This window comes from Streptomyces sp. NBC_00442, assembly GCF_036014195.1.
Lineage (GTDB): Bacteria > Actinomycetota > Actinomycetes > Streptomycetales > Streptomycetaceae > Streptomyces.
This window is the reverse complement of the sequence record NZ_CP107918.1, coordinates 7,627,229-7,640,814: the sequence shown is the minus strand read 5'-3', so window position 1 is coordinate 7,640,814 and position 13,586 is coordinate 7,627,229. Positions and strand designations below refer to the sequence as shown.

The 13,586-nt window shown below is 70.7% G+C and carries 13 protein-coding genes and 1 pseudogene; 5 read left to right on the top strand and 9 right to left on the bottom strand.

What is annotated here, in order from left to right:
• The first annotated feature begins 45 nt into the window (after positions 1–45).
• Positions 46–687 (top strand): NADPH-dependent F420 reductase, encoded by a 642-nt coding sequence (locus tag OG432_RS34510; RefSeq protein ID WP_328314888.1) that lies wholly within the window; start codon positions 46–48, stop codon positions 685–687.
• Positions 688–961: 274 nt separating this feature from the next.
• Positions 962–3,115: an FUSC family protein gene (locus OG432_RS34505; RefSeq protein WP_328314887.1), complete on the top strand. Its 2,154-nt coding sequence runs from the start codon at positions 962–964 to the stop codon at positions 3,113–3,115.
• A gap of 204 nt (positions 3,116–3,319) precedes the next feature.
• Here OG432_RS34505 and OG432_RS34500 read toward each other — a convergent pair.
• From OG432_RS34500 to OG432_RS34490, 3 genes and pseudogenes are all read right to left on the bottom strand, one after another.
• Positions 3,320–3,999: pseudogene (locus OG432_RS34500) on the bottom strand (helix-turn-helix domain-containing protein).
• A gap of 40 nt (positions 4,000–4,039) precedes the next feature.
• On the bottom strand, positions 4,040–4,855 hold the full coding sequence (locus OG432_RS34495; protein ID WP_328315369.1) for an SAM-dependent methyltransferase: 816 nt from the start codon (positions 4,853–4,855) through the stop codon (positions 4,040–4,042).
• Positions 4,856–5,180: 325 nt separating this feature from the next.
• A complete protein-coding gene (locus OG432_RS34490) occupies positions 5,181–5,804 on the bottom strand; it encodes a class I SAM-dependent methyltransferase (protein ID WP_328314886.1) in 624 nt (207 codons plus the stop codon).
• A 285-nt stretch (positions 5,805–6,089) separates the two neighbouring features.
• On the opposite strand from OG432_RS34490, the gene OG432_RS34485 reads away from it, so the two are divergent.
• On the top strand, positions 6,090–6,830 hold the full coding sequence (locus OG432_RS34485) for a hypothetical protein (protein WP_328314885.1): 741 nt from the start codon (positions 6,090–6,092) through the stop codon (positions 6,828–6,830).
• A 52-nt stretch (positions 6,831–6,882) separates the two neighbouring features.
• Here OG432_RS34485 and OG432_RS34480 read toward each other — a convergent pair whose 3' ends face one another.
• The 3 genes from OG432_RS34480 to OG432_RS34470 all read right to left on the bottom strand — a co-directional run bounded on the left by OG432_RS34480 (position 6,883) and on the right by OG432_RS34470 (position 9,314).
• On the bottom strand, positions 6,883–7,458 hold the full coding sequence (locus OG432_RS34480) for a dihydrofolate reductase family protein (protein ID WP_328314884.1): 576 nt from the start codon (positions 7,456–7,458) through the stop codon (positions 6,883–6,885).
• Positions 7,459–7,742: 284 nt separating this feature from the next.
• A complete protein-coding gene (locus OG432_RS34475; RefSeq protein ID WP_443058534.1) occupies positions 7,743–8,207 on the bottom strand; it encodes a DUF7144 family membrane protein in 465 nt (154 codons plus the stop codon).
• Between the two features lie 663 nt (positions 8,208–8,870).
• Positions 8,871–9,314: a MarR family winged helix-turn-helix transcriptional regulator gene (locus OG432_RS34470; RefSeq protein WP_328314883.1), complete on the bottom strand. Its 444-nt coding sequence runs from the start codon at positions 9,312–9,314 to the stop codon at positions 8,871–8,873.
• Between the two features lie 106 nt (positions 9,315–9,420).
• On the opposite strand from OG432_RS34470, the gene OG432_RS34465 reads away from it, so the two are divergent.
• Positions 9,421–9,981, top strand: a complete 561-nt coding sequence (locus OG432_RS34465; RefSeq protein WP_328314882.1) for a quercetin 2,3-dioxygenase — start codon at positions 9,421–9,423, stop codon at positions 9,979–9,981.
• Positions 9,982–10,317: 336 nt separating this feature from the next.
• Positions 10,318–11,166: a hypothetical protein gene (locus OG432_RS34460; protein WP_328314881.1), complete on the top strand. Its 849-nt coding sequence runs from the start codon at positions 10,318–10,320 to the stop codon at positions 11,164–11,166.
• A gap of 134 nt (positions 11,167–11,300) precedes the next feature.
• Here OG432_RS34460 and OG432_RS34455 read toward each other — a convergent pair whose 3' ends face one another.
• The 3 genes from OG432_RS34455 to OG432_RS34445 form a co-directional block, all read right to left on the bottom strand.
• Positions 11,301–11,762 (bottom strand): GNAT family N-acetyltransferase, encoded by a 462-nt coding sequence (locus tag OG432_RS34455; protein WP_328315367.1) that lies wholly within the window; start codon positions 11,760–11,762, stop codon positions 11,301–11,303.
• A 245-nt stretch (positions 11,763–12,007) separates the two neighbouring features.
• Positions 12,008–12,838, bottom strand: a complete 831-nt coding sequence (locus OG432_RS34450) for an SDR family NAD(P)-dependent oxidoreductase (RefSeq protein WP_328314880.1) — start codon at positions 12,836–12,838, stop codon at positions 12,008–12,010.
• 203 nt (positions 12,839–13,041) lie between these two features.
• Positions 13,042–13,461, bottom strand: a complete 420-nt coding sequence (locus tag OG432_RS34445) for an ATP-binding protein (protein WP_328314879.1) — start codon at positions 13,459–13,461, stop codon at positions 13,042–13,044.
• Positions 13,462–13,586: the final 125 nt, after the last annotated feature.

Here is a 13,586-nt window from a genome sequence, read left to right as displayed (position 1 = left end):
CGCTCTGCCTGACCCCTCCCCCATCCCCGCAAGGAGCATGACCACATGACCAGCATCGGCATTCTGGGCGCCGGCCGCGTCGGCACCAACCTCGCAAGCAAGCTCGCCGCAGCCGGACACCATGTCACCCTCGGTGGCCGCGGTCCCGAAGCCGCCACCCACGTCTCCGGGCTCGCCCCGCAGATCGCTTTCGCCGACCAGCGCACCACGGCCCGGACCGCGGACATCGTGATCAACGCGACGCCCGGCGACAGTTCCCTCGACCGCCTCACGGACCTGCGCACCGAACTCGCCGGCAAGATCCTCGTCGATGTCTCGAACGCCACCCGGGACGACGCCGACGGCCTGCCCGGCGACCTCTGCTACCCCGGCAGCAGCCTCGCCGAAAAGCTCCAGGCCGCGCTCCCCGACACCCATGTCGTCAAGACGCTCAACACCATGCTGTTCATGGTCATGACCGCACCCGAGACCCTGGCCACCCCGCCGACCGCCTATCTCTCGGGCGATGACGACCACGCGAAGAGCACCGTCACCGGCCTGCTCGGCGACCTGGGCTGGCAGCCCGAACGGATCGAGGACCTCGGCGACATCACCACAGCCCGCGCCACCGAGGCCATGATCCTGGTCGTGCCCCACATCCTGCGCCGCCACGGATTCAAGCCCTTCGCGGTGTCCCTCGCCCGCTGACCCGCCACGGCCCGGCTCGCACCTCGCACGGGGTGACCGGGAAGGCCGGGGCGACCTGGAGCAGCGGGGCCATCCCGTGGGGATTGGGGAGTCCCACCGCGCGCATCCCGCCGGCAGGAGCCCGTCCGGCGGCCACCGGGAGCACCGCCCGCGCCCGCCGATTCTCCGACAAGGTGCCCCTGGCCCGGCGGTGGGTGATTCTGTAGAGGTGTGGGGTCTCCCAGGCCTACGGAGACCGGCGGCCTACGCCGCCGCCGGCCGTCGGGCCGTTCGCGTGACGCTGGCCGCCGCAGCCGGGTTCTACCTCTTCCGCTACGGTCTCGGCCTTCCCGTCGCGGCGACCTACGCCCTGTTCGCCGCCGTCGCCGTGGGCGGGCTCTCACGGATCCCCGGTACCGGCCGGCAGCGTGCGGCGACGGTGGCTCGGGCGCTGCCGGTGTGCTGGCTGCTCGTGGCCGTCGGTACCTATCTGTCGGTGCGGACCTGGTGCGCGGTCGTCGGCATGCTGCTGATCGGCTTCGTCCTGGCCTTCGCCGCCGTCGGCGGGCCGCGTCCGGCGGGAGCCGCTCCTGGGCTGCAGCTGCTCTACATCCTGCCGTCCTTCCCGCCCTACGATCCCGGCTCGCTCCCCGAGCGGCTGATCGGCACGACGACCGGCCTGGTGTTGTTCATCGTCGTCGAAACGCTCGTCCTACCCGAGCCCGCGCCGCCCACGTACCGGGTTCGGGCCGCCGAGGCCGCCCGGACCGCCGCCCGCGTCGCGGCGCAGCTCGCCACACCCCCGTACGCCCCGACCGCCGAAGACCTGCGAGCGGCCCGGCAGACCGGCCAAGCGCTTCGGTCGCTGACCGTGCCGGACGCCGACCGCCCGGCGGGACCCGCGGTCCGCGACCGCGCCCTCACCCACACCGGTCTGGCCACCCGCACGCTGCTCAGCCGCCTCTCGCTGCTGCCCTCTCCACCGGAGGCGCCCCCTCGTCCCGAGGTCACCGCCGTGCTGACAGCGGTGACCGGCCTGGCCACGGCCACCGCCGCCTGCCTGCGAGGCGGCCCGTCACCACTCGCCCCGTTCGCGGCCCTCGCCACGGCACGCGCACGCCTGTCGGCCCTGTCCGCCGACCCGCCTGCCTTCACGGACGGCGCGCCGTCCGTCCATCGCGCCGCACTCTGGTTCTCCGCGGCCGCACTGCGCGTGCACGCCGCCGTACTGGAGATCGCGGACGCCGCCCTCGCCATGGGCACGGCCGCCGACCTGGCGATGCGCGGCCGGCACGCCTCGGTGGCGGTGGCGCCCGGCCGCTTCTGGTATGCCTCGCAGCGGAGCCCGGTCCTGTGGTGGCACCGGATCCGCGGGCACGCCGGGCAGCGCTCGGTCTTCTTCCAGAACGCGGTGCGCCTGGCCCTGGCTCTGACCGCGGCCCGGCTCGTGGCCGGCCTGGACACGCTGCCGCACGGTTTCTGGGCGATGCTGGCGACCCTCACCCTCACCCGCACGACCGTGGACGAGACCTGGAGCACCATTCGCACCGCGCTCACCGGCACCCTCGCCGGGGCCCTGGTGACCGCTGGGGTGCTGACGCTCGTGGGCGCGGACACCGTCTGGTACGCGGCGCTGCTGCCGCTGTGGATGCTGTTCGCCTTCACCGTGGGGCCGGTCAAGGGCATCGGCTGGGCGCAGGGCCTTTTCACCGTGCTCGTAGCCCTGGTTTTCGCCCAACTCGCGCCTCCCACCTGGCACTTGGCAGAGGTCAGGATGCTGGACGTGCTCATCGGCAGTGCCGTCGGTGCCGTCTTCGGCCTGCTGGCCTGGCCACGCGGGGCCCACGACGAACTGCGCCGCACCGCGGCCGAACTCCTGCGCAGGGCAGCCGAGATCGTGGTCGCCACCAGCGCCGCCGTCGCCGACGGACCGGCGGCGGACGACGCCGCGGCCCCACCCCTGTCCGCCGTCCCCGGCCACCGCTCTCTCCAGCACGCCGTCATCCTCGCGGAATCCGCCTACGCGCAGTACCTGAGCGAGCCCACACCCGTCGAGGGCTCAGTCCGCCGAGCGGCGCCGCGCCAGGTGGACTGGCAGACGGCTCTGATCGCCGGGCATCACGCCCTGTGGGGTTCGGACCGTCTGCTGGAACCGCCACAGCGCCGCCTTGGGCCGCTCGCTGCCCTGTCCGTCGGCGCGCTGGGGGAACGGGTGGCCGGACGCATGCTGCTGGTGTCGGCCGCCCTCGACCCCGGGGACGACACCCCCACGGCCACCCTGCGGCCTTTCGACCCGGCGATCGCCGAGCTCGCGGCACAGCCGCCGGACGCACCCCGGCTGTACTACGCCACCGTGTCCTGGCTCGACGCGCTGCTCAACGACCTGTCCCACATTGCCCGCTCCGACCGCCTCCCCGCAGACCCTGGCGCTCCCCCGCCGCGGGCCTGACGCGCGACGTTGGCCGCGGCGTACGGACCACGGTTTCACGACACCGGGTTCGACCCGCTCGCGACCTACGTACGACCCGCTCGCGGCCCGTTTCGCTCATGACGCAACGCCAGGCTTCGGCCCGGCGCCCGGTTCGGCGGCGCCCTGAAGGGTGTTGCGGAAGGCTCGGCTTTGGCAGGTTGAAGTGGTGCCTGGCCTGCTGTTTCACCGCGCCATGGCGCGGTTGTGCAGGGTGGCGACGGCCTGGACCGCGTGGTGAAGGCCGTCTCCTTTCTGGCGGCAGTCGCGCAGGAGGGGGCGGCCGGCTCTCTTGCGGTGCGGGACGATCAGCCCGGCGCCGAGGCAGGCGCCGTCCGCGATGACCGTCGTGCCCGCCGCCAGAGCGGGCAGGTCCGACTCCCGCCAGACATGCGCGTAGGCCTGTTACCCGGCGCCGGCCGGGCCGCCGCGATGACCAGGCGGGTGTCCGCGTCGATGATGACCTGCACGTTCGCCGAGAACCGGTAGTTGCGGGACGAGGCACCGACCTTGCGGTCACCGACCGGAATGAGAGTGCCGTCCACGATCCACAACCGTCCGGTGTCCGTCACCGGCCGCAGAGCCCGCTCGAGCGCCAGCAGCGGACGGAGCCGCTGGATGACCCGGCACACGGTCGCCGGCGAGATGCCGAACAGCGGCGCGGGCTGCCACATCGTGAGGTTCGTGCGGTAGTACACGGCCACCAACAGCACCCGGTCCGGCAGCGCCAGACACCACGGCCGGCCGCCGCCGGGCCCTTTCCCGCCCCGTTCACCTACCGCCTTCACCAGCTTCGCGAACCGGTCCATCCGCAAGCCGGTGAACATCTCCACCCACAACGGATCAGCCCTCAACACCCCACCCATACGGGCAAAATGCCCAGAACCGAGCCTTCTGCAACACTCTTTAGCGGCGGACCGCCGAGATCAGCCCGCCCGGACGCTCCTCGCGCCGCGGTGGAGTGCTGATCGGGCGCCCGTAGGCGGCGGCGCACTCGCGCAGGGTGTGGCTGACGGCCTCCCAGCCGTGCCCGGCCAGCCAGGTCACCGGGTCGTCGGGCATCTCCGAAACCCACAGGGACGCCGCCGATCCCGGCACGGCATCCGCGCCGAAGCGCTCGATCACCCCGCGCGGGCCAAGCGTCAGCCCCATCCGACTGCCCGCCGCCGATCGCGCGCCGATCCGGGCCAGCAGCAACTCCACCGCGTCCTGGGGCAGATAGATCAGCAGCCCTTCGGCGATCCACACGGTCGGCGCCGCCGCATCGTGCCCCGCGGCGGCCAGCGCGGTGGGCCAGTCCTCACGCAGATCCACCGTGACAGTGATCCGCTCACAGCGTGCGACGGCCCGTTCTTGCCGCAGCACCGACTCCTTGAATTCGAGGGGCGCGGCAGTGTCCACCTCGAACAGACGGGTGCCCTCGGGCCAGTCGATCCGGAAGGCCCGGCTGTCCATTCCCGCGCCCAGCAGTACGACCTGTCGCACTCCGGACGCGGAGGCCTCCTGCAACAGGTCGTCGAGGAACTTCGTCCTGATGACAATGGAGAACGCGACTCCCATCCGGCGGTGCCGCGCGGCCTCGTCCCCGGCCGGCGCCGGCGAGGAGGGACCCCGACCGCCGGCGGTGGCGAAGGCCTGCGCCAACGGGTCGTGGAACAGCGCGTTCTCCCGCTCGGTCTCCAGCGCCCGCACCCTGGCGACGCCCACCGCCGTCGCCCACACTCCCGACGGCTGCGCCCACTCCTGCTCATCAGTCACCCCACCAGCGTACGAGGTCGTATCGCAGGCGGAGCGCAGGTGGGTCCAGAGCGAGCGGCTCGTGGCCAGGGCGGTGACTTCCGCCGTACGCCCCCTGTCGTACCAGGCCGGAACGGCGAACTCCCCCGATGCACCCCAACCCAAGTCGAAGTTGCGTTTCCCCCGCCCAAGATGCCTCCATATAGCGGCCCTTGTGAGGCCCCAGGGAGCTGGGCACTGGGGACCGGGGAACGGGGACCGGGTGAAGAAAGCGGCTACGGCAGGGGGCACCGCCTGCCGTAGCCGCCGGTCAGCCTGCGGCCGTGCCCTCTTCCAGACCCAAGGAGCTCCAGTGCACGCCCTGCCGGCCGTGCGGGTCTTGACGCTCGCCAAGATGCACAACACGCAGACCGTGGGCACGCGCGAGCTCGATCGTCTCGGCCGCCGACACGTCGAACATCCGCCGCCCTGCCGGGACGGGCCCGTGCCTCAGGGTGAGGACCACGCGCCCCTCGGGGGCGAGCAGCTCGGCGATGCCTTCCATCGCCGACGACCGCTGCACTGCGTCCAGATGCATCCACACGGCGGTCAGAAGGATCAGGCCGAAGCGGGAGCGGCGACCGCGCAGGGTCCTCATCTCGGGCAGCGAGTCGTCGACCCACTCGATGCCCCGGTCTGCGTGGATCTGTTGGCCCAGTTCGCGAAGCTCGGCGGTGGGCTCAGCGGCGACGACCACGTGGCCCCGCCCTGCCAGCGCGGCGGCGTCGCGGCCACTGCCCGCCCCGATGTCGAGGATGGTGCCGGGTCGGGACGGGAACAGGTGCAGTACGTCGCGGTGGACGTCCTCGAAGGAGACGCTCTCGTACTGCTCGACGAGCGTGCCGGCGGCTTCGCCATAGCCGGCGGTACTGGAAAGGGGCTTCGCGTCGATCATCTGCAGAGACTAGCGAGTGACGCCCGACGGCCCGATCCTGAAGGGGAGTTGGACCGAGAAATTGGACCGAGGGGTGCCTGAGGAGTGGCATGGGGGCCCGGCGGATGGCCCGGCGAGTGAGACGCCGGTGTGAGACGCGGGTGTGGGACGCGGGTGTGGGACGCGGGTGTGGGACTGGGGGCCGAGTCTCGGGGGCTCTGGGCTGCTTGCCGCGGCCGCCCATCGCTTTCGTACGCTGGTGCCTTCGGCGGAGGAACCGAGGCCGGGCAACCGGGAGTGGAGCGCATGGCATTCGGAAGAAGCAGGACGGTCGAACCCTTCGAGCCGATGCACTGGACCGAGATCACCCGGTTCACCGTGGGCCGGTTCATGCGGCACACGTTCCGCGAGTCGAAACGGGGCAGGGGCCCGCACGCGGTCCGGTTCCACAAGAACCGCAAGGGCGACGACTACATGGTGCCCGGCCTGTACATCGTGCCCGCCGAACACGGGGCGTCGTCGCTGTCGAAGGCGGGCTTTCGCCTCTTCGAGGACGAGGGCGGTGCACGTCTGCTGTGCAGCGTGCTTGCGGACGGCTCCGATCGCTACCGGGTGACGGACGCGGGCGGCCAGGAGCTCGGCTCGGTCCGTCGTACGCCGATCAGCAAGCGGCTCACCCACCAGGGCCTGTGGCTGGAACCGGTGGGGCTGCCTCCTGTCGTGGCGCGCCACAACTGGGCGAGGGGTGGCCTGCGGGCATCCGCGGAGCGGGGAATGGGCCACGTCGTGGAGGGAGTCCTGGACTCCCTGGTGTCCTTGGGGGGCGACGAGGGGTCCGACCGCGCGACCGCGCTCAAACCGGTCGTGTGGGCAGTGGAGGCGGACGGCGCGGAAGGCGAGCGCGGAGAAGCGGTGCTGACCTACGCGCGCAACACCGGATCCACGAACTGGTACGTCGTCCCTCGGGAGGGCCCGCTGGACAAGCGCCTCGCCTTCGCGCTGGTGGTACTGCGCGAGAGCGAGGGCTTCGGCGCCGACCGTCGCTGAACGGCAACGTCTGTGCTCCTCAGGGGCCCGCAGGGCTGGTGGGCACGGCAGGTCAGTGGAGCGTGGGCCGGTAGATGAGTTCCTGGATGTGCGTGTCGAGCGTCCGGCTCTCCGCCAGCTCCAGGTCGAAGTCGGCCGCGCCTTGGAAGATCGCGTCCAGCCCCGTCCGCCCCGTAATGACGGGGAAGAGGGTCACCTGCACGAAATCCACCAGGCCGGCGGCCATCAGCGCCCGGTTCATGGACAGGCTGCCGTGCGAACGCAACGGCACGTCCGATTCTTCCTTGAGCCGGGCCACGACCTCCGTGGCGTCACCGCTCACGAGGGTCGCGTCCGGCCAGTCGAGGGGTTCTCGCAGCGTCGTCGACACCACGGTCGCCGGCATGTTCCGCATCCGGGTGACCCATTCGTCACGTACATCGGACTGTTCGTCGCTCGTGGCCAGCATCTGCGCGAACGCCCGATAGGTGTTGGCGCCGAAGACCATCCGCCGCTCTGTGCCGTAGAGGTCGGCGCGGCGGTCCAGCAACTCGGGGCCCTGCTTGCCCCAGTAGCCGCTCCAGTTGGCGCTGGCTCCGCCGAAGCCGTCGAGACTGGAAAAGACGTCGAAGGTGTAGGTGGCGGTCATGGCGCGCTCCCGGGATCCGTTGATCGACGGCATGAACAGGGCGGGCGGCCCGTCCTGGTGGCGGGTGTTCCGCCGACCGTCATACACATGGACTCGGAATCCCTCCGATACTCATCTACTCATCGGAATCGGGATCCTCGGGACGGACCGGGCACGGTCTCGACACGTACCGACCGGTGGGCGGCCAGGCGCAATGGGCAATCTCTTGCCCGGCCCGGCCGCCGGCCCCTCGGCGTGTTCCGCCCGCGTTCACCACCCACGGTCACCACTCATGTCTCAGGTGGTCAGACGCGGGTTGCTGCCCTCCCGGAGTGCGCCGGGGTGCACAGGGCGTAGATGACGAACGTGTCGATGGCGATCAGGATGACCGACCAGAACGGGTAGTACGGGAGCCACAGGAAGTGGGCGATCAAGCTCACGCCCACGACGAAGATGCCGACCGCGCGTGCCCATATCGCGCCGGAGAACAGTGCGCAGCCAGCGAGGAGCACGACGATCCCCACGATGAGGTGGATCCATCCCCAGCTGGTCAGGTTGAACGTGAAGACGTAGTTCGAGGTCCTGACGAACAGGTCGTCCTTGGCGATGGCGGCGATGCCCTCGAGGATGGCCATGGCTCCGCCGATGATCATCATGATCGCCGCGAAGAAGATCCACCCGGACTGCAGCTCGTGCGATGGCCCGGCGGCGCGGGTTCGCCCGGTGTCGCGGGTTCGCCCGGCCTCCGGCTGATTCACGTTGTCGGCCATAGGTGCCTCCACGGTCAGGGGAGTCGCTCAGGCCCATTGAGCAGGCCTGTCGGCAGCTCCTCCCCCAGGTTGGCACGACAACGCCGACTCCGCTCCCTGTGCCGGCCACCACTGCCCCGTGGTCGGGATCAGGCTATGAACGCGTCGCTCGGCGGGCCGGGCGGAAGCGCGGGCTCGAGGAAGGTGGCGGGCGGAGCGGCCGCCGCGGGGCGGGGCGCCTGAGGCGGACGTACCGATTCGGGGGAACTGAACGACGGTGCGTCGTTGTCCTGGGGACTGCGCGGGTCTGTGGTCACCTGCTCAGTCTGCCGTACGTTCAAGCCGTGCTCGTCCTCCCCCCGTCGATCCGGTCGGCCGGTGAACTACGCGGGCCCGGCGGACATGGGCCACGGCCACGGATATCGGGACGGTGGGAGCGGCGGCGAAGCGATGTCGGCACGGGCACCGTGAACGGAAGGGCGCGGCAGGCGGGTTGAGGCGGAACAGGGTGAAGGGCGCGTTCGCGTAACGTAGTTGCAGGCTGCGGCCCGGCCGTTCCGACCCGGTCGGTCGGTCGGTCGGTCGGTCGGTCGGTCGGTCGGTCGGTCAAGGCTGCGGCCCTGTCCGGCGGCGCGGGACGCGGAGCGCCGAGCCCAGACGCCCCCGGTTACGGTCCGACGCCGCTCAGGGCGCGTCCACCAGAGGCGGCTCCCCCGGAGGAACGGTCAACGCCTCCCGCAGAGCGCCGACGGCATCGGCGCCGATGCGTTCCGCCAGGACGCCTTCGATGACGGCGAGGGTGTTCTGAGCCCGCCGGTGCACTCGGGATCCCTCGGCGGTGGGGCGGATCAGGCGACTGCGCGCGGAGGCCGGATCGGCCGTCTGCTCCAGCAGCCCCATGCCGATGAGGGCATGCACCGCCTGGTGGGCGGTCTGCCGGGTGACGCCCATGCTGCGGGCGAGAGCCGAGACCGTCGTGCCCTCGTCGTCGAGGGCGGCGAAGACGGCCGCCTGCCCGACGGTCACCGGCTGCTCGCCGGCCGCCCGCATGCTGGCCAACAGCGCGTCGTCGAACCAGCGTTTGGCCTCGGCCAGCAGTTGGGGGAGGTTGCGTGCGGGGGTGGTCATGGCTCCTCACGGGACGGGGCTTCGAGCATATCGACCCTGCGGGCACCCTCCGCCACGCATGTCAGGTAGCCTGACATGAATCGCTTCGCCGTCCCGGAGGTTGCTCATGACCATGGAGTTCGCCCGCCCCAGCCGTCGGAGGTCACACATTCCTGCCGAACCAGGAAAGCCGTACTTCATCGAGAAGGGCATGGGCGACCGCGCCCACCTGTTCACCGACCTGGTCACCGTCTACGCGGGCGGCGAGCAGACGGAGAACGCCTTCAACTTCTTCACCGTCGAGGGCCCCAGGGGCGAGGTGATCCCGGCCCACGTCCACTCCGACACGTACGAGGTCTTCTACATCACCGACGGCGCGGTGCGGCTGTTCGTCGAGGATCTGGGGGGTGAGCAGCACGAGAGGCTGCTCACCGCGGGCGACTTCGGATTCGTACCGAAGAACTGCCCGCACGCCTATCGCATCGAGCGCCATCACAGCCGGGTCGTGGGCGTGGCCGCCGGGCCCGGTGGCACCTTCGAGCGGTTCTTCGAAAATCTCGGCGTCCCCACCGAGGAGCTCGGCCTGCCGCCCGAGCCGTACGTGCCCGCACCGCAGAAGTTCGCGACCGTGCCGCAGCGCTACGACGTGCGCTTCCTGCCCGAGCACCAGTGGCGCACCGGGAACTGATCGCCCACCAGGGCCCGTCGGCCGTCCACTGAGAGGCCGCACCAGTCCCCGAAGGGCTGCCGATCCGGCCGCCGGCTCGTCAACAAGGCTGTCTGGACGGGGTTTTGACACAGGCCGTTCCACCGTACGGGACCCGGACCCTGATGCGAGGCGCTGTTCTATAGGCTCTCCGGAAGCTCCGGAAGCTCTGTCGCGAACCGGGGAATCGGGGGAATCGGGGGAATGATGGGCAGTGCGCTGGTCGAACCGGCAATAGCGGAACGTTCGCGCCACGGGGCACGTGCGGCACGGGCGGCCGGCGTAGGACTCGCCTCGGTAGCGGCCTCCTCGCTGGCAATGTGGCTGCTCCTGGACTCCAGTGCCTGCCGGAACGCGCAGGGCTACGGCTGCCTCGGCCTCGCCGTTGTGTGGGCCTACGCCGTGGGCGTCCTGAGTCTGGTCTTCTCATGGACAGCCCTGCGCCTCGTCAACGTCCGGCCCGCCTGGCTCACCGCGCTGCTCGGCGTCGGCATCGGCTGGTATGTGCCGTGGAGTTCCCGCGGGTCCGGGTGGCTTCCCGGAGAGTCCTGGCTCGCCCAATCCGCCCTGTACGTGGCCGCGTTCGCCCTCGCGGCCTGGTTCACCCAGTCGCGCCGGCCACTGTGGCCGCGGGCCGCCGTGACCCTCGCCCTGGTCCTGCTGATGCCGCTCGGCTCGCTCGCCGCGACACAGACCGCGCAGAGCCGCCAGAACAGCGAGCTGGCCGCTGCCGGCGTCCCCCTCCTGGGACCGAACCTGCCCGCCGGCTACTACATGAACGGCGTCGGCACCATCGGATCCAGCGCCGAGATGCAGCCCACGTTCTACTACCGGTTCACACCCGACCGTCTGCGCAAGGGCGCGGACACCATGGACGAGCTCCATCAGGAGATCCAGGTGGTCGTCGGCCCCGTGCAGCCGGGGTTCACCCCGCCCTCCCACTGCGCCGCGCTCACCAGCGTCTACCCCGTGCCGTCACCCGCCTGCACGCCGGTGGCGCCCGGAGTGTGGCGACGGTCGAACTACGACTACGTCGAGTACTTCACGCGCGTCGGCGACGCCGTAGCGGTCGTCCAGGCGAACACTCCCCCGGTGAGCGAGGCCGTTCTCCGAAACCTCGCCACCACCATGCGCGTGCGCACACCGTCGTACTTCTCCGCCCGTTGAAGCCTGCCGAGGACCGTTACGTGGATGCACGGCCTGCGGGCGCGTCGATCGGCTGCCCTCTCGACAAGCTCGCGGTCCGCTACGAGGCGATCGTCCTCGCCGCGGCCATCAACGGGTGGCTATGACTGACCATGTCACGATGGCGCTGCGTAACAGCGGACGGCCACCGTCTGGTGCGGACTCCACTGCTGCTCGACCGTGGCCATCAGCTCCCAGCCCAGCCGCTCGTACAGGGCTGCCGCCGCGGTATCGGATGCGACGACGTCGAGCACCGGATGCAGACCACGACGCCGCGCTTCCTCCACTGCCTGGCCGATCAGCAGTGCACCGATCCGACGTCCCCTCGCCCGCGGGGCAACGAACAGCCTGCTGACCACGGCGGTCATACCCCGCGTCGCCCCGTTCCGCTCGCTCCACACCTTCGGGGCCAGATCGCCTTCGCCGCCTTGCGACAAACTGACATGCCCAACCAGGCCGCCTTCGAGTTCGGCGACCCAGGAGGCCAGCAGGGGGCCGCGTGACAGCCAATCCCCGGGCCTGTCCGGCCAGTTCACCGGATAGCCGTCCCGCGCATGGACCTCCGCGAGGACCCGCACGCATTCCTCAACATCACCATCAGCCCTTTGCCGGACCCAGCGGCTCGGCCTCTCGTCCGGCACCCCGGAGCTCTCGATGTTCACTCGGGCATGGAAACACAGGCCACCCGGGCCCCGACCGTGGGGCGGGTCCGGAACTGTTTTGCGAGCGGTCCACGCCACGCCGAAGAGCTCGGCGAGGACCGCGTGCGGCACTCGGTGACGCAAATGGACAGGGTGACCAGCAGCCGATTACGGCCGTAAGGTCACGACCCCAGTTCGGGCTGGCCGATCAGAGCGTGGGTCAGTTCCATGAGTCGCCGGCGGGCCTCGGGGTCGTATGCCTGCTCGTGCGCGCGAGTGTCCGTGAACTGGTCGAAGTAACGGCCGGTAGTGGCTTCCAGATCCGGGTCGGTGATCAGCCGCACGGTCGGCCGTACACCCTCATCGATGCTTGTCGCCGGGGTGAGGCCGTACTCGCGTACGCCGTTGGTGTCCATCAGATGGGCCGGGTGGAGGGTGTTCACAGTGACGCCGGTGCCGCCGATTTCAGCGGCCAGCTCGAAGCTCGCCATGATCATCGCGAGCTTGCTCCTGCAGTAGGCGCGCAGTCCCTCGTAGCCCTGCTCCAGCATGATGTCGTCGAAGTCGATGGTGTCCTGTCCGATCGAGGCCACGTTCACCACGCGGGCGGGCGCGGATGCCGTGAGAAGCGGCAGCAGAGCGCGGGTGAGAGCGTACGGGGCGAGGTGGTTCACGGCGAACCGCAGCTCGTGCCCCTGCCTGCTCAGCTCCCGCCGCAAGGGTTCGGAGCCGCCACCGGCAACCGCGTTGTTGACCAGTACGTCGAGCCGGGGCTCCGCCGCACGCACTCGGGCGGCCATCGTGCGCACGTGGTCGAGGTCGGCCAGATCCGCGAGGTAGGTGCGGACCGTGGCGTCCGGGGCGGTGGCACGGACCTCGGCTGCAACCGCATCGAGGCGGGTGCGGTCGCGACCGTGGAGCAGGACAGTGTCGCCGCGAGCGGCAAGGTCGAGTGCGATACCGCGGCCCAGCCCTTGGGTCGCGCCGGTGATCAAGATGGTGCGCTGGTTCATAGCCGCAATTCTGGTGGCGTGGGTGCGACTCCCGGGAGTGTGTGCTGATCCTGGTGTTGCCACCACCAGCCTGCCTTCCCCGACGAGGGTGCTACCGAACGGCCGCCGGACCACCCGCTCGTGCTCGCTCGGCACCCCACCTGCTGATCACCCGCTCGCGGGTCCATCAGGCCGGCACACCACCCCGATTTCCCCCAACGTCGTCAGCAGCCTGCCAGGTGGGCTGTCCTGCTGCCGTCCGAACGGCTGGGCGGTGCGCAGTCGGGGGCGTGCCACTCCGCTCGGACGGTCTTGCCGTCCGGGTGGGACAGAACGGTGAGCTTGGAGGTGAGATCTTCAGCGATGTGCCATCCCATACCCCCTCCTTCGGCGAGGTCGGGACGGCGCGGGGCGGGAAGTGCGGGGCTGGTGTCCTGCACGTCGGCGGTCAGGACCGCGTCCTGGATGCGAAGAGACAAGTGCCAGTCCCCTCGTTCCGTGTGTCGCACCGCGTTGCCGACCAGCTCGCTGATCACGAGCACGACGGCGTCCTGGTCGGCCCACGGGCAGGCACGGCGTACATAGCCGGCGGTGGCGCTGCGGGCCTCGGCAAGGTCTGCCGCGCGCGATTCGATGACGAGCATGGGATGCTTCCACCCTTCTTCCAGCAGCCGGTGATCCACCGCGTCCGGCCTCTGCCACGGACTCGGCACACTCCATTGCACCGCCGGGAGCTCCGTGCGGACATCGGTCATCGAGCCGGTCACGG

Bases quoted from the DNA above. Each gene is read 5' to 3' on its own strand.
- OG432_RS34510 (WP_328314888.1), top strand. From the start codon at position 46: ATGACCAGCATCGGCATTCTGGGCGCCGGCCGCGTCGGCACCAACCTC.
- OG432_RS34450 (WP_328314880.1), bottom strand. From the start codon at position 12,838: ATGAACCAGCGCACCATCTTGATCACCGGCGCGACCCAAGGGCTGGGC.
- OG432_RS34470 (WP_328314883.1), bottom strand. From the start codon at position 9,314: ATGACCACCCCCGCACGCAACCTCCCCCAACTGCTGGCCGAGGCCAAA.
- OG432_RS34475 (WP_443058534.1), bottom strand. From the start codon at position 8,207: ATGGCCGACAACGTGAATCAGCCGGAGGCCGGGCGAACCCGCGACACC.
- OG432_RS34480 (WP_328314884.1), bottom strand. From the start codon at position 7,458: ATGACCGCCACCTACACCTTCGACGTCTTTTCCAGTCTCGACGGCTTC.
- OG432_RS34490 (WP_328314886.1), bottom strand. From the start codon at position 5,804: ATGATCGACGCGAAGCCCCTTTCCAGTACCGCCGGCTATGGCGAAGCC.
- OG432_RS34460 (WP_328314881.1), top strand. From the start codon at position 10,318: ATGTGGCTGCTCCTGGACTCCAGTGCCTGCCGGAACGCGCAGGGCTAC.
- OG432_RS34445 (WP_328314879.1), bottom strand. From the start codon at position 13,461: ATGCTCGTCATCGAATCGCGCGCGGCAGACCTTGCCGAGGCCCGCAGC.
- OG432_RS34465 (WP_328314882.1), top strand. From the start codon at position 9,421: ATGACCATGGAGTTCGCCCGCCCCAGCCGTCGGAGGTCACACATTCCT.
- OG432_RS34485 (WP_328314885.1), top strand. From the start codon at position 6,090: ATGGCATTCGGAAGAAGCAGGACGGTCGAACCCTTCGAGCCGATGCAC.